Origin of the sequence: Streptomyces sp. NPDC002886 (assembly GCF_042888445.1) — a bacterium.
GTDB lineage: Bacteria > Actinomycetota > Actinomycetes > Streptomycetales > Streptomycetaceae > Streptomyces.
In genome coordinates, this window is sequence record NZ_JBIAPV010000003.1 from 1,268,679 (window position 1) to 1,288,838 (window position 20,160).

The following is a 20,160-nucleotide window of genomic DNA, read 5'->3' on the forward strand; positions in this document are numbered from 1 at the left end:
CCGCAGTTCCCCGGTGGGAACGTGAACACATGCTCCGGATACCCAAGAACAAGACGCCGCTCTATCTCGGCCTCGTCGCCGAGGAGGCCGCCGCCGAGTTCGGCGCCAACACGATCACCCTCGACCGCCCCATGGACGCCCTCCCCGAGGTCGGACAGGTCCTCACGGTCGCCACCTTCGCCGACCTGATCGCCGAGATGGCGAACCGTCTCTGGGCCACCGGTGTCCGGCCCAGCGACCACGTCGTCATCCACAAGACCAACAACTTCGACATCACCCTCTTCGCCTGTGCCGCCTCCCGCATCGGCGCCGTCCCGGTGATGCTCTCCGCCCACCTCGACGGGGAGACCATCAACGCGCTGCTGGGGCGCCTGCCCTCCCCCACCCTGCTGACGGACGCGGCGAAGCTGACCGGTTCGCTGGCCGAATCCCCGCTCACGGAGCTCACCGCACGGGTCATCTCCGTGACCGAGCCGGTCGAGGGCGCCATCACCCTCGCCGACCTGGCCGGCTCCCCCGTGCGCACGCCGGTGACGCTGCACCCCGATTCGCACGCGCTGATGACCCACACCTCGGGCACCACCGGCATCCCCAAGCTCGTCGTGCACTCGGCCCGTTCCGTCGGCTCGCGCTACCGCTGGCAGGACAAGGTCGTCAGCATGCTGCGCCAGCGCGAGCCGATCCTGATGCACGTCTCTTATGTCCACTCGCGCATGTACCCCGGCATCGCCGCGATGATGAAGCGCAACAAGCCGATGGTGTTCCTGGACGACGCCGAGCCGGCGAAGGTCGCCGACGCGATGGTCAAGTACCGTCCCGGCGTCTTCGAGACGCACCCCAACTCCTTCCTGGAATGCGAGTCGATCCTCGACGACCCCCGCAAGCCCTTCAAGACGGTCCGCTTCTACAACAGCACCTTCGACGCCATCCACCCCGGCACGATGGACAAGTTCCTGCGCGCCTCGGAGCGTACGAACCCGGTCTTCCTCCAGGTGTACGGCCAGAGCGAGTGCGGCCCGCTGGTGGCCCGCCCGTACACCCGCAAGACCGTCATGAAGGCAGACGGCCGCTGCCAGGGCTACTCGACCCCGGGCATCACCAAGTACCGCCTGGTCGCCCGCAACGGCAAGAAGCCCTCCCGCGAGAACCCCGGCTACATCGACGTGGCGACCGCGGGCCGCGCCCTGACCTACTACGGCGAGGGCGAGCGCTTCGACAAGCAGGTCGACGGCGAGTGGTGGCGCGGCGGCGACGTCGGCTACCGCACCAAGTGGGGCTGCCTGCACCTGCTCGACCGCGAGGTCGACCAGATCCCGACCATCCACTCGACCCTCGAGGTCGAGGACACCGTCCTGCACCGGCTGCCCGAGCTCACCGAGCTCGTCATCGTGCCGGGCCCCAAGCAGGAACCGGTGCCGGTCGTCTGCACCAAGGACGACGCACCGCTGGACCTGGCCCGCTGGCGCAAGGCCATAGCCGACCAGTCGGACATGGCCGACCCCATCCAGATGAAGCTCGGCGAGCTGCCGCGCACCGCCACGGCCAAGATCAAGCGCCTGGAGCTGGCCCGCCGGCTGGCAGACCAGGTGACGCACGAACTCGCCTCCTGAACACACCCCTGATCCACCGAAACCCCCGACCACGGAGCCGAACACCATGTCAACGAACACGGACGGCCGGCGCAAGCGCCTCGGCCTCACCCTGGCCCTGCTGGCATTCGCCCAGCTGATCATCTCCATCGACTACAACATCGTCTACGTGGCCCTGCCCGACATCGGCAGCGGCCTCGGCTTCTCCGCCCAGAACCTCCAGTGGGTCGTCAGCGCCTACGCCGTCGCCTTCGGCGGATTCCTCCTCCTCGGCGGCCGCGCCTGCGACCTCTTCGGCCCGCGCCGGATGTTCGTGCTCGGACTCGGCCTCTACGCCGGCTCCTCCCTGCTCGGCGGCCTCGCCGGCACCCCCGAGGTACTGATCGCGGCCCGCGCCATCCAGGGCATCGGCGGCGCCTTCCTCTTCCCGGCGACCCTGACCCTGGTCTCCACCAGCTTCGCGGAGGGCAAGGAGCGCAACCGCGCCTTCGCCGTCTGGGGCACCGCCGGCGGTAGCGGCATGATCGTCGGCTCCCTGCTCGGCGGCGTGCTCACCGAGTCCTTCGGCTGGGAGTCCGTCTTCTACGTCAACGTGCCGCTGGCCGGCATCGCGATGCTGCTCGCCTTCCCGCTGATCAAGCCCGACGTCACCAACAACAGCGGCCGCAGCTTCGACCTCTTCGGCGCCCTGACCTCCACCATCGGCATCACGGCGATCGTCTTCGCCCTCGTCCAGGGTCCGGAGTCCGGCTGGACCGCCCCGGTCGTCCTCGGTGCCCTCGCCCTCGGCGTGATCCTGCTCGTCGCGTTCTTCGTCATCGAGAAGAAGTCGGCCGACCCGCTGCTGCCGCTGAGCCTCTTCGGCAACCGCAACCTCACCACCGCCGTCGGCGTGACCTTCTTCTACATGGCCAGCTTCGGCACCCTGCTGTACTTCCTCACCGTCTACTTCCAGGGCGTCCACGGCTACAGCCCGCTCGAGACCGGCATCGCCTTCCTCATCCCGATGGTCGCCATCGCCATCGGCGCCCAGACCGCCGGCGGTCTCGCCACCAAGTACGGCATCCGCGCCATCATGATCGCCGCGATGGTCATCGGTGTCATCGGCACCGTCGTCCTCGGCATCACCATGGCGACCGACGCCTCCTACTGGGCCCTCGTCCCCGGCCTGCTGGTCATGGGCCTCGGCCAGGGCGCCGGCTACACCCTGATGTTCGGTGCCGCCGCGATCGGCGTCGCTCCCGAGGACCAGGGCATCGCCTCCGGTGTCGCCTCCACCACCCAGCAGATCGGTGGCGCCGTCGGCCTCGCCGTCCTGGTCGCCATCGCCAACTCCGGCCTCGAGGGCCGGACCGGCGACGCCCTGCGCTCCGCCACCACCGACGGTCTGCAGACGGCGGTCTTCATCGCCGCCGCCGGCATCGCCATCGTCGCGCTGATCGCCCTGGGCCTGAAGAAGCCCGAGCAGCAGACGCCGGCCGCATCGGCCGACGAGCGCCGGCCGGAGACCGCCGGGGTCTGATCCCCCCGGCCCGGCCCGGTCGCTGCCGCACGGCGACGCTCGAACGGCGAGAGCCCCCACCCTCCCGGGTGGGGGCTCTCGCCGTGCACGGGGCGGCGCGCCCGCCACGTCCCGAGGCCGATGTCGAAGGCGGCGCCCCCGGTGACGGAGAGCCCGGTGGGGCCGCGGGCCGGGCTCGGCCGAGGGCCCGTGGCGGTCAGCTCGTGCGTGCCGTACGGCAGGGTGAACTCGGGGCGGCCCCGGGCGTCGGTGGCCGACGGGGCCGGGAGGCGGTACGTACCGTCGGCGGCCGTGCGCACCGTACGGACGGTCGGCCCCGCGGTGGCGATCTCAGCTCCCGCGACGGGCCGTCCGCCCGAGCGGACGATGCCGGTGAGCGCGCCGAGGGGGGCGGCGGTGGTGTCCAGGAGGGGCTCGGTGGCCGCCGTGTCCTCCGTGAGGGCTGGCTCGGCGGACCAGAGCAGGCCACGGTCGCGGCGGTGTCGCCGTCGTCCAAGGCCGGGAAGATGCCGGCGGCGCGGCAGGTGTCGGCGAGCTCCTGGACCGGGCCGTCGCCGCCGGGGCCGCCCCGGAAGCTGTCGACGATGTGCGGGGCGAGGTCGGGGCGGGGGTTCCGGCCGTCCAGGTCGGTCGGCGCGAGGATCCACTGGGCGGCGGCGAGCAGCGGAGGGGCCGGGAGCAGCCCGCGCCGATGCCCTCGCGGGCCTTGGCGGCGAGACCGGTGGCGTCGGGGGCGGCGCCGGCGCGCCCGATGCCTCTGTGCCGTGTCCGCGTTGTAGCAAGGGGCCGCGGTGGGGCAGATGCCGGCCGGGTCGTACCGGTTGTGGTCGTGGTCGTGGCTCCCGTCCGCGCTCAGGCCGCGGTACCGGCCGGCCACGGCCGGGTGCGTGTGGTCGAGGGAGGCGATGACGAGGCCCTCGCCGTGCGCGCCCGACAGGTCCGGGACGCGGGACCTGGGGGCGCACGGCGCATGCGGCGGTCGGCTGCCGTGCGCCCGCGTCCGGCTCGGCCGGCCGGATCGTGTCGTCGGCCCCGATCCGGGAGACCTCCGGGTGCCGGGCGAGGGCCAGGGCGGGCGGGCGGGCGCGCGGGGATCGGTCTGCCACCGGGGGGGGGATCCGGCCGTACCCCCGGGGGAGGCCCGGGGGTGGCACCAGGGTGGTGGGTGTGCGGACTCGGCCGTCAGGCGTGGCTCAGGTGGCGGCCAGCAAGGACTCGGGCGAGTCCGGGAGTTCGCGGCCCAGGAGGGAGCGCAGGAGGAGGTAGGGGGTGGCGTCGCCGGCCAGGATGCCGCCGAGGAGAGACTCGCCGTCCGCGTCGAGGACGAGCTTGGCGTAGACGTCGCCGCCCGCGGATTCCCGTACGAATTCCAGGGCGCCCGGGGTCTGCGCGTGGGCGTCGCCGAAGGAGGCCACGTCCACGCCCATCAGCTTGAGCTTGGTGGACATGTCGGCGCCCGGGAAGCGCGTCGGACCCTGCCCGAGGAGCTGTCCGGCGACCGCTTCGGCCATCCGGTAGCCGGGGGCGACCAGGCCGTAGCAGCGCCCTTCGACGGCCGCGCACTCGCCGATGGCCCAGACGTACGGGTCCTCGGTGCGGCAGTGGTCGTCGACGAGGAAGCCCCCGCGCTCGCCGCGCGGCAGGCCGGCCGGGCCGGCCAGGGAGTCCTGGGGGCGCACCCCCGCGGAGAAGACGACCAGGCCGGTCTCGATCGCCGTGCCGTCGGCGAAGACCAGCCGGGCCACCCTCCCGTCGGGCCCGGCCTCGATGTGGCTGGTCGCGACGCCGAGGTGGGTGGTCACGCCGAGGCGGCCGACGAGCCGGTCGAGCACGCGGCCGCCGCCCTCGTCGACCTGTACGGGCATCAGCCGCGGCGCCATCTCCACGACGTGCGGGGTCAGCCCCAGCAGCCGCAGGCCGTTGGCGGCCTCCAGGCCGAGCAGACCGCCGCCGATCACCACGCCGGTGGTGGTGCGGGTGGCGGCCTCGCGGATGGCGTCGAGGTCGTCGAGGGTGCGGTAGACGCAGGCGCCGGGCAGGTCGCGGCCGGGCACGGGCGGGACGAAGGGGGTCGATCCGGTGGCGAGCACGAGGGCGTCGTAGCCGATCCGGGCGCCGTCCGACAGCGTGACGGTGCGGGCCCCGCGGTCGATGCCCGTGACGGTGGTGGAGTGGCGGAACTCCACCAGGGGGTCTTCGAGGAGGCCCGGCCGTACGAGGCTCAGCTCGGCCGGGGTGGTGCCGTCCAGGGCGGAGGAGAGCTTGACCCGGTCGTAGGCGGGGTGCCGCTCGGCACCGACGACGACCACCCGCCACGCGTCGTCGCCTTCGCCGTCGTCGCGGGCGCGGATCTCCTCCACGAGGCGGTGGCCGGCCATGCCGTGGCCGATGACGACCAGGGTGCGGAGGGGCGTACGGGTACGGGCGCTCATGCGGTGTCCTTCGTGGGGTGAGTCCACCGCGACGGCTCAACCGCCGGTCGCGGCAGCCGGGGTGGTCGAGGCCAGGTTCTTGCAGATCGACTCCACCTGGCGGGTGCAGCCGCCGCAGCCGGTCGTGGCGCGGGTGGCCGCGGCGAGGTCGGTGACCTCGCGGGCTCCGGCGTGCCAGGCATCGGTGAGGTCCCGGTGGGTGACGTTGTTGCACAGGCAGACGACGGAGTCCGGGCAGAGTTCGACGGGGCCCTTCCTCGGAGAGCGGGGGGCGCGGCCCAGGAGCAGACTCAGCCGGTCGCGCGGGACGGGCAGGTCGTGGACGTACAGCTCGGTGGTGGTGGCGATGGCCCGGTCGAAGCCGAGCAGGACCCCGGCGGTGATGCGTTCGCCGGTGAGCTCCAGGCGGGCGTAGCGGCCGTTCGCCGCGTCGTTGAGGATGACCGTCTCCTCCGCGGGGGCGCTGCCGGGCATGCCGAGGACGACGAGGCCTGGCCCGGCGATGCGGGGCCGCAGGACGCGGCGGGCGGCGGCCACCCCGCTGGTGCCGGTGGCGAGGTGGCGGGCCAGGGCCTCGGCCTGGGCCCAGCCGGAGGCGAGGGAGCCGCCGCGGTTGCCGCGGTGCTCGGCGCAGTCGCCGATGGCATGGATCAACGGGTCGTCGGTGCCCAGGCGGTCGTCGACGACGATCCCGGTGCGCACGCTCAGCCCGGCGGCCCGGGCCAGCCCGGCCTCGGGCAGCACCCCGGTGCACAGCAGCAGGGTCGGGGCGGGCACGGCGCGACCGTCGGCGAGGGTCAGGGTGGCGCCGGAGCTGGCTGCTCCGGTGGTGCCGGTGGCGCCGGTGCCCGGGGTGTACGAGGCCGCCGCCGTGCCGGTGACGACCTCGACCCCGGCGGCGGTGAGCCGGTCCGTGACCAGGGTGCCGGCGGCCCGGTCCAGGAGGTGGTCCATGGGCCAGGGCCCGGGGTGCACGAGGGTGACGGGCCGCCCCTTGGCCGCCAGAGCGAGGGCCGCCTCCACGCCCAGGGAACCCGCGCCGAGGATGGCCACCGGGGCGCGGGCGGCCACCGCCGCCGGGTCGGTGAGCCGGGCGCAGTCGGCGAGGGTCCGCAGGACGGCCACCCCGTCGGCGGGGCCGCCGTCGGGCGCGCGCAGGCCGGGCAGCGCGGGGACCAGCGGGGTGGCCCCGGTGGCCAGGACGAGGCGGGAGTACGGGAAGACGCGCCCGTCGTCGGTGTGCACCAGGCGGCGGACCCGGTCGACGCGGACGGCGCACGCGCCGGTGTGGAGGGTGGTGTCCCCCGGCGGCGGGGGCAGTTCCATCGCCCCGATCGGCAGGCTGCCGTCGAGCGCGGAGGTGAGCAGCGCCCGGTGGTACGCGGGCACGCCCTCGGCCCCGAGCACGGTGACGGGCCCGTCCCACCCGAAGTGGCGCAACCGGTCCAGCAGTTGGTGCGCGGCGGGCCCGTTCCCGACGATGAGCAGCGGGGCTCCGGCCGGGTCGGGCGCAGGCATCGGCATCGGCATCGGCTTCGCGGTCATGAGCGCGCCTCCTGGAGCACGGTGCCGCCCTCGCGGCCGTCGACGGATCCGACCCCGGCGGCCACCGCTTCGAAGTGCTCCGGAGCGGGGTCCGGGAGTTCCGGCTCGGCGGGGGCGATCCGGACCGCGCAGACCTTGAACTCCGGCATGCGGCTGCGCGGGTCGAGGGCGTCGTTGGTGAGCAGGTTGGCCCGCCCGGCGCCCGGGAAGTGGAACGGCAGGAACACCGTGTCGGTGCGCAGCGTCGGGTCCAGGCGGACCCGGGCCAGGGTGCTGCCGCGGGCCGAGGTGACCCGGGCGTGGCCGCCGTCGGTCAGGCCGGCCCGGGCCGCCGTGTCGGGGTGGACCTCCACGTGCGCCTCGGGGGCCGCAGCGAGCAGCTGGGGCACCCGTCGGGTCTGGGCCCCGGACTGGTACTGGGCGAGCACCCGGCCGGTGGTGGCGTAGAGCGGGTGCTCCGCGTGCGCCTCCTCGGCGGGCGGGCGGTGTTCCACGTCGGCGAAGCGGGCCCGTCCGTCGGGGTGGGCGAAGCGCTCCAGGAAGAGGCGCGGGGTGCCCGGGTGCTCCGCGGGACCGTCGACGGAGGGGCACGGCCAGTGCAGGGCCTCCCCGGCGTCGAGGCGTTCGTAGCTGATCCCGGAGTAGTCGGCGGGTCCGCCCCGCGAGGCGCGGCGCAACTCCTCGAAGACGGCGCGGGGTTCGGCGGGGTAGCGCTCGGGAAGGTCGCCCAGCCGGACGGCCAGGCCGCGCAGGACGGCGAGGTCGGAGCGGGCACCGGGCGGTGGGGAGAGCAGCCGGCGGCGGCGCAGGACGCGGCCTTCGAGGTTGGTGAGGGTTCCCTCCTCCTCGGCCCACTGGGTGACGGGCAGGACCACGTCCGCCATGCGGGCGGTCTCGGAGGGCACGAAGTCGGCGACGACGAGCAGGTCCAGGCCGGCCAGCCGCCGCTCGACGTGGTCGGCGCGCGGGGCGGAGACCACGGGGTTGGCACCGAAGACGAGCAGCGCCTTGGGGCCGGTGTCCGTGCCGAGCGCGTCGAGCAGCTCGTACGCGCTGCGCCCCGGGCCCGGCAGGGTGTCCGGGTCCACGCCCCAGACCCCGGCCACGTGGGCGCGGGCGGCCGGGTCGGTGATCATGCGGTAGCCGGGCAGCTGGTCGGCCTTCTGCCCGTGTTCGCGGCCGCCCTGGCCGTTGCCCTGGCCGGTGAGGCAGCCGTAGCCGCTGCCTTCGCGGCCGGGCAGTCCCAGGGCGAGGGCCAGGTTGATGAAGGCCGCGACCGTGTCGGTGCCCTTGCTGTGCTGCTCGGCGCCGCGGCCGGTGAGGACGTACGCCCGCTCGGCGGCGGCGAGCATCCGCACGGCTTCGCGCTGGTCGCTGACGGGGACGCCGGTGACCTTCTCGACGCGCTCGGGCCACCAGGACGCGGCGCGCTTCCACGCGGCGTCGAAGCCGGTGGTGCGCTGGTCCACGTACGCCCGGTCGGTGTGGCCGTCGACGATCAGGATGTGCAACAGGCCGAGCGCCAGGGCCAGATCGGTGCCGGGGCGCGGCTGCAGGTGCAGGGCCGCGCGCTCGGCGGTGGGTGTGCGGCGCGGGTCGATGACGATCAGCCGGGCGTCGGACAGGTGCCGCATCAGGGGTGGCATCGTCTCGGCCGGGTTGGCCCCGGCGAGCAGGACGGTGTCGGCGGAGCCGAGGTCGGTGACGGGGAAGGGCAGGCCGCGGTCGAGCCCGAAGGCGGCGTTGCCGGCGGCCGCGGCGGAGGACATGCAGAAGCGGCCGTTGTAGTCGATCTGCGAGGTCCCGAGGGTGACGCGGGCGAACTTACCGAGCAGGTAGGCCTTTTCGTTGGTCAGTCCGCCGCCGCCGAAGACGCCCACGGCGTCGGGTCCGTGCTCGGCGCGGATCCGGGCCAGGGAGGCGGCCACGAAGTCCAGGGCGGTGTCCCAGTCGGTGGGGACCAGGGCGCCGGACGCGTCGCGGACCATGGGGGTACGGATCCGGTCGGGCGTGGTCAGCAGGGCCGGAGCGGTCCACCCCTTCTGGCACAACCCGCCCTGGTTCACGGGGAATTCGGGATCGGGGCGCACGGTGACCGCATCGGGCCGGACGCGGACCCCGTCGGCCCGGCCGTCCCCGCCGCCGTCACGGGCCGCGTCACCGGCCGCGAGCAAGGTCCCGCACTGCAGGGCGCAGTAAGGGCAGTGCGTGCGTACCTCCGCACCACCGGACCCGGTCCGCTCAGGCATGGATGCTCTCCGTCGTGCGGACCTCGCCGGACGCTCCCGCTCCCGCCGCGGCGACCGGCGGCTTCGCACGCTCCCGGCGCAGGTACACGACCGAGGTCACCGCCGCGCACAGGCCGTAGTAGGCGATGAAGGTCAGGAAGGCCGGGGTGCCGCTGCCCGCGCCGCCGCCGTAGGCGCCGCGGAAGGCCAGGTTGATGCCGACTCCGCCGAGGGCGCCGATCGCGCCCGAGATGCCGATCGCGGCGCCGGCCAGGCGACGGGCCGAGGCGAAGGCCCCGGTGGCGTCGTGACCGGCCACGATGCTGGCCTCGGCGCGGCGGGCGAAGGCCGCGGGGATCAGCTTGTAGACGGATCCGTTGCCGATGCCGCTCAGCACGAACAGCACGGTGAACCCGCCGATGAACACCGGCAGCGAGTGCCGGTCGGCGGCGAGGAGCAGGACGCCCGTGCCGACCGCCATGCCCGCGAAGGTGGCGAGGCTGATCAGGGCGCCGCCGAAGCGGTCGGCGAGCCAGCCGCCGAACGGGCGGGAGAAGGAGCCCAGCAGCGGTCCGAGGAAGGTGTACGAGGCCGCTTCCAGCGGGGTGGAGCCGAACTGCGTCTGCAGGACCAGCCCGAAGGCGAAGCCGTAGCCGATGAAGGAGCCGAAGGTGCCGATGTAGAGGAGCGAGATCAGCCAGGTGTCGCTCTGCGCGAGCGCCTCCCGCTGGGCCCCGGGGTCGGTCCGTACGGCGGCGATGTTGTCCATCTTGGCCGCGCACAGCAGGGATATGAGGGCGATGAGCGGAAGGTAGAAGGCCGCGATGTACGCGGGGTGGGTGTCGCCGGCCACGGAGATGACGAGCAGGCCCAGCAGCTGGACGGCGGCGACGCCGAGGTTGCCGCCGCCGGCGTTCAGGCCGAGCGCCCAGCCCTGGTGGCGGCGGGGGAAGAAGCTGGTGATGTTGGTCATGGAGGAGGCGAAGTTGCCGCCGCCGACCCCGCCCAGCGCGCTGATCAGCAGGAACACCCACAGCGGGGTGCCGGGCTGCTGGATGAAGTACACGGTGAGCAGGGCCGGGACCAGCAGGATCGCGGAGGCGAAGACCGTCCAGTTGCGGCCGCCGAAGCGGGTGACGGCGTAGCTGTACGAGGGGCGCAGCAGGGCGCCGACGAGGGTGGGGGTGACGACGAGGAGGAACTTCTCGTCCGGCGCGAAGCCCAGCCCGATCTTCGGCGTCATGAACAGCACCAGGACCGACCACATGCTCCAGACGGAGAAGCCGACGTGCTCGGAGGCCACGGACAGGTAGAGGTTGCGGCGGGCGATCTTCTTGCCGCCGTTCTCCCAGTACTGCTCGTCCTCGGCGTCCCAGTCCTCTATCCAGCGGCTCTTGGCGGATGCGGATCTCGGGGCGGTCATCGGTTCCTCCTCGTGTGCGGTCCGGGTGTGTGTCCGGTCAGGAATGCGAAGGGGGTGTGACGGGTGAAGCGGGCGAAAGGGCGGGGACAGTGGGGGCGGCGGGGACAGTGGGGACAGTGGGGGCGGCGGGCTCCGCGTCGGCCAGTGCCCGGTCCACGAGCGCGCCGGCTCCCCCGCTGTACCGGGCCGGGTCGCACAGCTGCGCGATGTACGCGGCGTCGAGCCCGTGCCCGGCGTCGGTCATCCCGGTCAGTACGGTGCCCAGCGGCTGCCCGCTCGCGGCGGCCACCGCCGAGGCCTCGGTCAGCAGCTGCTTGGCCGCGGCCTTGCCCAGGCGGGGGGCGAGGCGGGCGGCGATCCGCTCGGAGACGACCTGGCCCCCGGTGAGGCCGAGGTTGGCGCGCATCCGGTCGGCGCGGACCTCCAGGCCCTCGGCGAGTTCCACCGCGGTGTGCGCGGCGCCGCCGGTCAGCCGGAGGCATTCGCGCAGCAGCTGCCATTCGGCGTGCCAGACGCCGCCGGAGCGCTCGTCCTCGGTGACCAGGCACTGGGTCAGCCCGGCGGCCAGCACCGGAACTTGCAAGGCGGCCGCGCGGATCAGCGTGGCGAGCACCGGATTGCGCTTGTGCGGCATGGCGGAGGAGCTGCCGCGCCCGACGCCGGCGGGTTCGGCGACCTCGCCGACCTCGGTCCGGGTCAGCGACTGCACGTCGACGGCGATCTTGCCGAGCGCGCCGGCGGTGAAGGCCAGCGCGGCGGCGAGGTCGGCGAGCGGGGTGCGCAGCGCGTGCCAGGGCAGTACGGGCCGGGCGAGCCCGGTCTCGGCGGCGAAGGCGTCCACCAGCCGGTCCAGGTAGGGGTGTTCGGTGTCTGCCGCGAGGTCGGGGCGGTCGATGTCGGCATATTCGAGGTACCCGGCGAGGGTTCCGGCGGCTCCGCCGAGCGAGACCGGCAGGCCCTCCTCCAGCACCCGGGCGAGCCGGGCGTCGGCGTCGAGGACGAGCCGGTGCCAGCCGGCGGCCTTGAGCCCGAAGGTGGTGGGCACGGCGTGCAGGGCCAGGGTGCGGCCGGCCATCAGGGTGTCGCGGTGGGTGGCCGCGAGGCCCGCCAGGGCCCGCGCGGTCCGGGCCAGGTCGGCCCGGACCAGGCGCAGGGCCCGGGCGGCCACCAGCATGGCGCCGGTGTCGAAGATGTCCTGGCTGGTGGAGCCCCGGTGGACGTACTCGGCGGCCTCGGGGTCCTCCTCGCGGACGACCGCGGTGAGGGCCTGGACCAGGCCGACGACCGGGTTGGCGGTCTCCCGCGCGGCGAGCGCGAGGGCGCGCAGGTCGAAGTTCTCGGCCCGGGCGGCGCCGGTGATGGTGTCCGCAGCGGTCTTCGGCAGGGTGCCGAGTCCCGCCTGGGCCCTGGCCAGGGCGGCCTCGGCGTCGAGCATGGCCTGGAGCCACGCTTCGTCGCCGAGGGCCGCCTCGGCCGGGGTGCCGGCCCGCACGGGGGAGAGCAGGCCGGCGTCCATGAGGGGGTTTCCCCCGGTCGTGAGGTCTCCCTCGGTCATACGATCACGCCGGGCAGGATGCCGTCGGCGTCGTCGTCGATCACCGCGCGGATGCCGGCCGGGGCGTGTGCGACGGTCGGCAGCGCCAGGACGGCGCGGGCGATGGCGTCGGAGTCGCCGAGGGTGACGGAGTCGACGCCGGGCCGGATGCCGGCCGCCGTGACCCAGTGCACGGACTCGGTGGGCACCCCGTAGGCGAAGCGGCGCGGGTGGGCGGTGCCGCGGGCGTCGATGAGCCGGTAGGGGCGCTCGGTGACCGCGAGGCCGCCGGTCTGGTAGCCGCCCTGGCCGCCGGTGATGACGTACGGCTTGGCCTGGTCGGTGTCCAGCAGGTGCTGGAGCAGCGGGTCGGCGGTGCGGCGCAGGTCGGGCTCGGGCAGGCGGGCCTCGATGAGGACCTGGGCCCGGATGGTGGCGCCGGGGACGGCCGAGGACTCGGCCAGGTACGTCTGGGAGTTGGTGTCGATGCGGACCTGGGTGCCGGGGCCGGTGAGGGTGAGGATGCCGGCCTCGATGAGGGCGACCATCTCCTCGATGCGGGTGGCCGGCGGGCCGATGGAGAGGAAGCCGTTGAGCGGGGTGTACCAGCCTTCGAGGTCGTCGCGGTGCGAGTCCCCGTCGAGGCCGCCGTGGTCGACGGCGAGGCGGACCTCGTTGCGCAGGTCGCGCAGGACGTCGAGGGCGGACTTGACCGGGCCGGTGACGTTGCCCTGGCGGGCGGCGGCCACGTCGTCCAGGAGGTAGCCGGTCAGCCAGCGCTGGAAGTCGTCGCGGTCGGCGAACTGGGTGTCCCCGTACGGCAGGGAGAGCTTCTCCCAGCTCCAGTGCTCGCTCTCCTCGATGCCGGTCTCCGCCAGCAGCGCGACGCGCTCGGCCGGCTCGGCGAGGGACAGGTAGCGGTCGGTGAACTCCTCGCGCTCGGCGCCGCGGCCGCGGGCCTGGAGGACCGCGCCGTAGTAGACGCTCTCCACCTCGCGGGAGATGAAGGGCCACAGGTCGCCGTTGAAGGTGACCGTGCCGCCCTCCTCGGCGCGCCGGCGCAGGCCCTGGACGTAGGCCGGGGTCAGCAGCTTCGGGTAGTAACGGCCGTACGCGCCCTTCTCGTTGTCGCCGCGGGCGTGGTAGGGGATGCCGCGCCGGGAGAAGGCGTACAGCCGGGGCTCCTGGCCGGAGGGCTGGTAGGTGAGGTGGCCGTCGGCGTCGCGGGAGAAGGTGCCGCCGCGGCCGTGGCTGAACAGCGACATGTAGTCGAAGAAGTTCAGGCCCAGACCGCGCAGCAGCACGGGCTCGCCGGGCTTGATCTGCGCGAGGTCGGCGTCGGCCGGGTTGCCCGGCGTCAGGTACGTCAGGTAGTGGATGCGCGCCAGGGAGGCGGTGCGCGCCTCGCGCGGGGTCAGGCGGGCGGGGACGTGGCCCTGGGCCAGGATGATCGCGTCGAGGTTGTTGAGGCGGGTGCCGTCCTCCAGGCGGATGCCCTGGGGGCCGCCGGGGATGCCCTGGGTGTCGGCGAGGGCGACGGCGCGGGAGCCGTAGACCTGGACGCTGACGTGCTTGGGGGCGCCGACGATGACGCGCTGGAAGCACTCTCCGAGGTAGCTGCCGTAGAAGGCGCGGGTCGGGTACGTGTCCGGGCCGATGGCCGCGGCCTCGGCGAGCGTGGCCTCGTCGTAGTCGTCGAACTGGCCGAGTACGGAGAGGGACTTGGCCCACTCGTAGAGGCTCGGGCCGGGCTCGATGGGGCCGTCGATCTTGCAGCTCTCGTCCGTGTAGACGGTGATCTGGCAGGCGACGGTGTTCATCAGCAGGTGGCGGGACTGTCCGGAGCGCCAGACCTTGCCGGCGCCGGGCGCCGACGGGTCGACGACGTGGATGACGACCGAGCCGTGCGAGGGATTCTCGCGCTCGTTGGCGGCGAGGCGCTCGACGACGGACAGGCCGCGGGGCCCGGCACCGACGACGCCGATCTCGACGGATGACTTGCTCATGCTGTTTCTCCGATGCTGTGAGGGTCGCCCGTGGGGGGCGGGGCCCGTGCGGCGGTCGTGCAGCGCCTGCTCCCCGGCGGCGGGGGCCGGCCTGCGGAGGAAGGTGGTGAGCGGGACGGGCGGGCCCGGCGGTGGCGCCGGGTCCGGCGCCCGTCCCGGACTAGACGGTGGAGCCGGCGGCGACGAGGCGGGCGAGCTCCAGGCGCTTGATCTTGGTCGTGGAGGTCTGCGGGACGTCCTCGAGGCGCCACTGGACCGGGTCGGCCAGCTTCGGCAGGCCGATGACCGCGGACTTCCACGCGATCACGTCGAGCGGCTTGTCGTCGCGGGTGCAGACCACGGGGATCGGGACGCCGTCGGCGCCGGGGATGATGATGACCTCGATGAGTTCGTGCAGCCGGGTGAAGAGCTTGTCCTCGATCTCCAGCGTGGAGCCGATGCCGGGGATCTCGTCGACCTCGCGGTCGAGCAGGTGCAGGCAGCCCCACTTGGTGCGGTAGCCGAGGTCGCCCATGCGCCACCAGCCGTCGTGGACCTGCTTCTCCCAGCGCTCGTGCTCGTCGAGGTAGGTGATGATGCGGCCGTCGGACTTGATCTCGATGAAACCGGGATTGGTCTTGGAGACGGGGTTGCCGTCGCGGCTGACGACGCGGACGCCGGTCATGCCGGGGAACGGCGATCCCACGCAGCGGCCGTCGAAGTCCGCGCCGCCCTTGCGGGTGTAGGTGCGGGCCGCGATGGGGCCGACCTCGCTCTGGCCGTAGGCCTGGGCGAAGAGGGGGCTGCGGCGCTTCGTGGCGTTGAGCAGGATGCTGACCGTGCGCGGGTGGATCGCGTCGAAGGTCGAGCTGTAGTACTTGACGTTGGCGAGCGGGCCGCGCGGGTCGTCGGCCAGCACCTCCCAGCGCAGGAACGTGTTGGGGTGGGCCTCGATGAACCCGGGCGGGACTTGGGCGAAGATCTCGCCGACGGTCTCCGGGTCGTCCTCCTTGAGGACGATCAGGGTGTGGCCCTGGAGGATCGAGATCGGCATGGCCGTGAACAGCCGGGAGTGCACGAACGAGACGTGCAGGGCGACGGGTTCGCGCTTGGCGACGGCCGAGAACACCGTGGCCTGCGGGCGGTAGCGGGACTCGAAGGTGTGGCCGGTGTGCACGGCCAGCTTCGGGGTGCCGGTGGTGCCGGAGGTGTGGGTGATCAGGGTCGGGTGGTCCGGCGGCATCGGGATGGCCGGGACGCGGGCGACGCCGGCGAGGTCGGCCAGTTCCACGGCCCCCTCGTGGGAACCCGTGGTCAGCAGCACCTTGGCCGTGATGTCGAAGATCTCGGCCGGCAGGTGGTGGTCGAGCTTGTCCTGGTCGGTGATCAGGAAGGGCCGGTCGATGCGGCGGACCAGCACGGCGACCGTCTCACCGTCCAGCTTCGGGGAGAGCAGGGCCGGGATCGCGCCGATGCGGGCGATCGCGCAGGCCAGCAGGGAGATGTCGAAGCCGTCGGACTTGTGCACGACGACGTGGTGGTTGGGCCGTGCCCCGGCCGCCCACAGACGGGAGGCGAAGTCATCGACCAGGTCGGCGAGTTCGGTGAAGGTGGCGCGGCGCCCGAGCTGCGGGGCGATGTCCAGGTCGTGGTCCAGGACCACGAGGCCGGCGGGGGTGCGGTCGGCCGCTCGGTCGAAGAGCGTACCCAGCCGGATGCCCTTGTTTCCTATGCGCTGGAGAAGCATGGCCTCGTTCTCTCAAGAGTGTCTTCGGGGGCGTACGGGAAGTGGTCCGCCGACGGCCGGGGGGTGGCCGGAGCCGGCCGCCGACGGTGCGGCGAAGGGACTCAGCGGCCGCCGGCGGCCCGGGGGGGGTGGCCGGAGCCGGCCGCCGGCGGTGCGGCGAGGGGACTCAGCGGCCTTCGACGACGTCGCGGATGCGGGCGAGGGTGGCGTCGAGGTCCCGCTCGAGCTTCTCGGTCCAGTCGGTGATGAACTGCTTGCGCTGGACCTCGTCGAGATCGGCGACGATCTTGTGGATGCCGGCGGTGGCCTCGCCCATCCGGAAGTGGTGCACGAGGACCGAGCCCTGGCCCTGCTCGGCCGGCTCGATGTCGAAGCCCCAGATGGACTCCTGGTCGCCCTGGACGTGCGTGAGCATCATCCAGCGGAAGGTGCGGCCCGGCTCGGCGGCCGTGACGCGGGCCTCGGTGTACCAGGTGCCGCGGACCAGCGGGGCCCAGCCGACGACGTCTTCGGCGCGCAGGTTCTCTCCGCGGAAGATCGCGCCGACGCTGGAGGGCTCGCCCGAGATCCACTCGCCGCCCTTGCACTCCGGGCTCCACTCGGCGCTGCGCGTCAGATCACTGACGACGTCGTAGATCTCCTGTGCGGTGGCCGCGACGGGAATGTCCGCACGGACCTCGAAAAGCGGGGTCGAATCAATGATGGAGTTCGTCATGGCCAGAAAACTAGCTGCCGGAAATTCGACGGCCAATGGCCTTCCACCGGGTCCGTCAAGTCAATGACGAAAACACACCGGGGCGCATCCGGGCATGCCGGAACGGCGTCGCGAAATCAATTCCACGACGCCATTTGAATTCAGGATGCACGTAAATCCGACCGCCGACGGATCGGCGGATGTACGGACTTCCGGACTTCCGGAATTACCGACTCCGGCTTCCGCTCAGGCCCCTGTCCGCAGGACGAGCTTTCCCGTCACCTTGCCCTCGTCCAGCAGCCGGTGCGCCTCGGCGGCGGCCGACAGCGGCAGCACCTCGGTGGCGCGCGGACGCAGCAGCCCGGCCGCCATCAGCTTGCCGACGTGGGCGGCCGCGACGGCGAGCCGGCCCGCGGTGGCGTGCGAGATGGCGAACCCGCGCACCGAACAGTCCTTGAGGTAGAGCGGCCCCACCGGCAGCACCGGACGGGTGCGCAACCCCGCGAGGAGCACGATCCGGCCCCGGCCGGCCAGCAGGTCCACGGCCGTCTCCAGGTCGTTGCGGCCCGAGGTGTCCACGTGGATGTCCACCCCGTCGGGGGCGAGTTCGCGGATCGCCCCCGGCAGGTCGGGGTGGTTGTAGTCGAGGACCTCGGCCGCGCCCAGACCCCGTACGTACGCGTGGTCGCGCGGCGAGGAGGTGGCGATCACCCGGGCTCCGGCGTGCGCCGCCAGGGTGACCAGCGCACTGCCCACGTTGCCCGCGGCGCCGCCCACCAGCACGGTGTCCCCGGCGGTGATCCCGCCCTGGTCGAAGAGGGCGAGATAGGCGGTGACGGCCGGGTGGGCGAGGGCGACTGCGTCCTCGGGCTCCACCCCGTCGGGCAGCGGGTAGAGGCGGTCGGCGGGCACCACGACCTGGTCGGCGGCGGCGCCCTGGCGGCCGTCGTGGCCCAGGCTGTTGCACCAGACCCGGTCGCCCGGCGCGAAGCGGTGGGCGACGGCGGGGCCGGCGCCGAGCACCGTGCCGACGAGGTCCCTGCCGATCACGAAGGGGAAGTCGAGCGGGGTGCTCCAGGCGCCGGAGCGCACGAAGGTGTCGACGTGGTTGACGGAGACGACCTCGACCGCGACGAGGACCTCGGACGGTCCCGGCCGCGGAGCGGGGAGCTCGCCGTAGCGGATGACCTCGGCGGGGCCGAGCTGTTCGATATAGGCGGCATGCATGAATCGGATTCTGATCGGGCCGGCCGCTTAGGGAAACCCCGCGCTCCGCGTTTGTCAGGTGACGTGCACCGGATAACGGGCACCGCCTCCGTTCCCGGACACCACTTGACGAAGTGACCCACCCACCGTGGAAGCTGGCGCAAATTGAGCCCAGCATCCGTATTCCGCCGCACTTCCATTTCGACAATTGCGCCCCCCGCTGCCCACGACTGGGAGTTTCCCGTGGTTACCGCCCCACTTACCGTCAGGACAGAATCCGCTCTCCAGCAGCCCGACTGGGCTGATTTCCCGGAGCTACCGAAAGTAAAGGAGGAGCTTTCCCGGCGACCGGCCCTGGTCAACGCCGGGGACGTCCGCCGGCTCCGCTCCCACCTCGCCCGCGTCGCCACGGGTGGGGCCTTCGTGGTCCAGGCGGGAGACTGCGCCGAGGACCCCGTCGAGTGCGACGGCGGGTACATCGCCCGCAAGTCCGCGCTCCTCGACCTGCTCGCCGGCACGCTGAAGATGATCACGCACCGCCCGGTGGTCCGCATCGGCCGGCTCGCGGGACAGTTCGCCAAGCCCCGCTCGCGCCCGACCGAGATCGTCGACGGACTGGAACTCCCGGTGTTCCGGGGCCACATGGTCAACGGCCCGGAAGCCAGCCTCGCCGAGCGGATCCCCGACCCGCACCGGCTGCTGGCCGGCTACGACTCCGCCGCCGAGGCCATGGCCCACCTGGGCTGGACCGACCCGGCGCGCCGTTCGGGCATCTGCCCGGCGGTGTGGACCAGCCACGAGGCCCTGCTCCTCGACTACGAACTGCCCATGCTGCGCTGGGACGAGGAGGGCAGCACGCTGCTGACCTCGACCCACTTCCCGTGGATCGGCGAGCGCACCCGGCAGATCGACGGCCCCCACGTGGACATGCTGGCCGGCGTCGTCAACCCGGTGGCCTGCAAGGTCGGTCCGTCCATGGATCCGGAGGAGCTGGTCGAGCTGTGCCGGCGACTGGACCCGTGGCGCGAGCCCGGCCGCCTCACCCTCATCGCCCGCATGGGCGCGGACCTGGTGGCCGAACGGCTGCCCGCGCTCGTCGACGCGGTCGTCCAGGCCGGCCACCCGGTGATCTGGCTGACCGACCCCATGCACGGCAACACCGTCTCGGCCCCCGGCGGCCTCAAGACCCGCCTCGTCGACACCGTCATCGAAGAGGTGCGGGGCTTCCAGGAGGTCGTGGTCCACCACGGCGGCGTCGCCGGTGGCCTGCACCTGGAAACCACGCCGGACAAGGTCACCGAGTGCGCGAGCGACGTCGACCGCATCGAGTCGGTCGGCGAGAACTACACGAGTTTCTGCGACCCCCGCCTCAATCCTCACCAGGCCTTCGCCGTGGTGTCGACGTGGCGGACCTAAGCGAGCAGCAGGGAGTTGGGACATGGACAACAAGGTCGCCCTCGTCACGGGAGCAGCGGGAGGCATCGGCCTGGCCGTCGCCCGCCGGCTCGCCGAGGAGGGCGCGACAGTGGCCGCCGTGGACCGCGACGCCGAGCGCCTGGAGGAGGCGGTGGACAAGCTGAGAGCCGACGGGCTGAGTGCCCGCGCCTACCCGGCCGACGTCACCGTCACCACGCAGGTCGAGGCCGTGGTCGACACCGTCGAACACGAACTCGGACCGCTCGACATGCTCGTCAACACCGCGGGCATCCTACGCATGGGCGAGATCAAGGACTTCAGCGACGAGGACTGGCTGCAGACCTTCGAGGTCAACGTCAGCGGCGTCTTCCGGGTGTCGCGCACCACGGTCAACCGGATGATCCCGCGCAGCCGCGGCGCGATCGTCACCGTCGCCTCGAACGCCGCCGGCACCGCGCGTGCCGCAATGGGCGCCTACGGGGCTTCGAAGGCCGCCGCGACGATGCTCACCAAGTCACTCGGCCTGGAAGTCGCCAAACACAACATCCGCTGCAACGTCGTCGCCCCCGGGTCCACCGACACGGCGATGCTCGCCTCCATGTGGGAGGACGAGCAGGGCCCCTCCAAGACCATCGCGGGCTGCCCCGACGCCTTCAAGGTCGGCATCCCGCTGGGCAAGCTCGCCCGCACCACGGACATCGCCGAAGCCGTGCTCTTCCTGCTGTCCGACCGCGCGGCCCACATCACCCTGCACGTTCTCACCGTGGACGGCGGAGCCACGCTCGGCGCGTGAACTCCCCCTTCCGCTCTACCCCTTTGAGGAACGAGACCCCGAGAGG

13 protein-coding genes are annotated in these 20,160 nt (G+C 73.0%); 4 read left to right on the forward strand and 9 right to left on the reverse strand.

Translation table 11 applies throughout. From position 1 onward, the window contains the following. Positions 1–29 precede the first annotated feature (29 nt). Both ACFYYB_RS18185 and ACFYYB_RS18190 read left to right on the forward strand, forming a co-directional pair. Positions 30–1,610, forward strand: coding sequence for a class I adenylate-forming enzyme family protein (locus ACFYYB_RS18185; protein WP_389436129.1), 1,581 nt, complete (start codon positions 30–32; stop codon positions 1,608–1,610). A 46-nt stretch (positions 1,611–1,656) separates the two neighbouring features. Continuing rightward, on the forward strand, positions 1,657–3,111 hold the full coding sequence (locus ACFYYB_RS18190) for an MFS transporter (RefSeq protein ID WP_389436130.1): 1,455 nt from the start codon (positions 1,657–1,659) through the stop codon (positions 3,109–3,111). 1,193 nt (positions 3,112–4,304) lie between these two features. Here the strand turns inward: ACFYYB_RS18190 and ACFYYB_RS18195 are convergent. The 9 genes from ACFYYB_RS18195 to ACFYYB_RS18235 all read right to left on the reverse strand — a co-directional run bounded on the left by ACFYYB_RS18195 (position 4,305) and on the right by ACFYYB_RS18235 (position 17,926). Beyond that, positions 4,305–5,543 carry an NAD(P)/FAD-dependent oxidoreductase gene (locus tag ACFYYB_RS18195; RefSeq protein ID WP_389436131.1) on the reverse strand — a complete coding sequence of 413 codons (1,239 nt, stop codon included), beginning with the start codon at positions 5,541–5,543 and terminating at the stop codon, positions 4,305–4,307. A 36-nt stretch (positions 5,544–5,579) separates the two neighbouring features. Then, positions 5,580–7,088, reverse strand: a complete 1,509-nt coding sequence (locus ACFYYB_RS18200; RefSeq protein ID WP_389436132.1) for an FAD-dependent oxidoreductase — start codon at positions 7,086–7,088, stop codon at positions 5,580–5,582. Continuing rightward, positions 7,085–9,337, reverse strand: coding sequence for a molybdopterin oxidoreductase family protein (locus ACFYYB_RS18205; protein WP_389436133.1), 2,253 nt, complete (start codon positions 9,335–9,337; stop codon positions 7,085–7,087). The genes ACFYYB_RS18200 and ACFYYB_RS18205 overlap by 4 nt, the downstream gene beginning before the upstream one ends. Continuing rightward, positions 9,330–10,739: an MFS transporter gene (locus ACFYYB_RS18210; RefSeq protein ID WP_389436134.1), complete on the reverse strand. Its 1,410-nt coding sequence runs from the start codon at positions 10,737–10,739 to the stop codon at positions 9,330–9,332. Before ACFYYB_RS18210 ends, ACFYYB_RS18205 begins: the two co-directional genes overlap by 8 nt. A 37-nt stretch (positions 10,740–10,776) precedes the next feature. Beyond that, positions 10,777–12,255 carry a 3-carboxy-cis,cis-muconate cycloisomerase gene (gene pcaB, locus ACFYYB_RS18215; RefSeq protein WP_389436135.1) on the reverse strand — a complete coding sequence of 493 codons (1,479 nt, stop codon included), beginning with the start codon at positions 12,253–12,255 and terminating at the stop codon, positions 10,777–10,779. A gap of 35 nt (positions 12,256–12,290) precedes the next feature. Continuing rightward, the gene (locus ACFYYB_RS18220; RefSeq protein ID WP_389436136.1) at positions 12,291–14,279 is read right to left on the reverse strand and encodes an FAD/NAD(P)-binding protein; all 1,989 of its coding nucleotides are present in this window, start codon (positions 14,277–14,279) and stop codon (positions 12,291–12,293) included. Between the two features lie 160 nt (positions 14,280–14,439). Then, positions 14,440–16,005, reverse strand: a complete 1,566-nt coding sequence (locus tag ACFYYB_RS18225) for an AMP-binding protein (protein WP_389436137.1) — start codon at positions 16,003–16,005, stop codon at positions 14,440–14,442. A gap of 166 nt (positions 16,006–16,171) precedes the next feature. Then, complete coding sequence (locus tag ACFYYB_RS18230; protein ID WP_389436138.1) at positions 16,172–16,720, reverse strand: SRPBCC family protein; 549 nt, start codon at positions 16,718–16,720, stop codon at positions 16,172–16,174. A gap of 225 nt (positions 16,721–16,945) precedes the next feature. Then, positions 16,946–17,926 carry an NADPH:quinone reductase gene (locus ACFYYB_RS18235; protein WP_389436139.1) on the reverse strand — a complete coding sequence of 327 codons (981 nt, stop codon included), beginning with the start codon at positions 17,924–17,926 and terminating at the stop codon, positions 16,946–16,948. Between the two features lie 222 nt (positions 17,927–18,148). Here ACFYYB_RS18235 and ACFYYB_RS18240 point away from each other — a divergent pair, with 222 nt between their 5' ends. Then, positions 18,149–19,321 (forward strand): 3-deoxy-7-phosphoheptulonate synthase, encoded by a 1,173-nt coding sequence (locus ACFYYB_RS18240; protein WP_389436140.1) that lies wholly within the window; start codon positions 18,149–18,151, stop codon positions 19,319–19,321. 22 nt (positions 19,322–19,343) lie between these two features. After that, positions 19,344–20,114: a 2,3-dihydro-2,3-dihydroxybenzoate dehydrogenase gene (locus ACFYYB_RS18245; RefSeq protein WP_389436141.1), complete on the forward strand. Its 771-nt coding sequence runs from the start codon at positions 19,344–19,346 to the stop codon at positions 20,112–20,114. The last annotated feature ends 46 nt before the right edge of the window (positions 20,115–20,160 follow it).

What these genes read in the sequence shown, in the direction of transcription:
- ACFYYB_RS18225 (WP_389436137.1), bottom strand. Translation starts at nt 16,005, where the DNA reads ATGCTTCTCCAGCGCATAGGAAACAAGGGCATCCGGCTGGGTACGCTC.
- ACFYYB_RS18230 (WP_389436138.1), bottom strand. Translation starts at nt 16,720, where the DNA reads ATGACGAACTCCATCATTGATTCGACCCCGCTTTTCGAGGTCCGTGCG.
- ACFYYB_RS18210 (WP_389436134.1), bottom strand. Translation starts at nt 10,739, where the DNA reads ATGACCGCCCCGAGATCCGCATCCGCCAAGAGCCGCTGGATAGAGGAC.
- ACFYYB_RS18220 (WP_389436136.1), bottom strand. Translation starts at nt 14,279, where the DNA reads ATGAGCAAGTCATCCGTCGAGATCGGCGTCGTCGGTGCCGGGCCCCGC.
- ACFYYB_RS18200 (WP_389436132.1), bottom strand. Translation starts at nt 7,088, where the DNA reads ATGACCGCGAAGCCGATGCCGATGCCGATGCCTGCGCCCGACCCGGCC.
- ACFYYB_RS18205 (WP_389436133.1), bottom strand. Translation starts at nt 9,337, where the DNA reads ATGCCTGAGCGGACCGGGTCCGGTGGTGCGGAGGTACGCACGCACTGC.
- ACFYYB_RS18190 (WP_389436130.1), top strand. Translation starts at nt 1,657, where the DNA reads ATGTCAACGAACACGGACGGCCGGCGCAAGCGCCTCGGCCTCACCCTG.
- ACFYYB_RS18245 (WP_389436141.1), top strand. Translation starts at nt 19,344, where the DNA reads ATGGACAACAAGGTCGCCCTCGTCACGGGAGCAGCGGGAGGCATCGGC.
- ACFYYB_RS18185 (WP_389436129.1), top strand. Translation starts at nt 30, where the DNA reads ATGCTCCGGATACCCAAGAACAAGACGCCGCTCTATCTCGGCCTCGTC.
- pcaB (WP_389436135.1), bottom strand. Translation starts at nt 12,255, where the DNA reads ATGGACGCCGGCCTGCTCTCCCCCGTGCGGGCCGGCACCCCGGCCGAG.
- ACFYYB_RS18235 (WP_389436139.1), bottom strand. Translation starts at nt 17,926, where the DNA reads ATGCATGCCGCCTATATCGAACAGCTCGGCCCCGCCGAGGTCATCCGC.
- ACFYYB_RS18195 (WP_389436131.1), bottom strand. Translation starts at nt 5,543, where the DNA reads ATGAGCGCCCGTACCCGTACGCCCCTCCGCACCCTGGTCGTCATCGGC.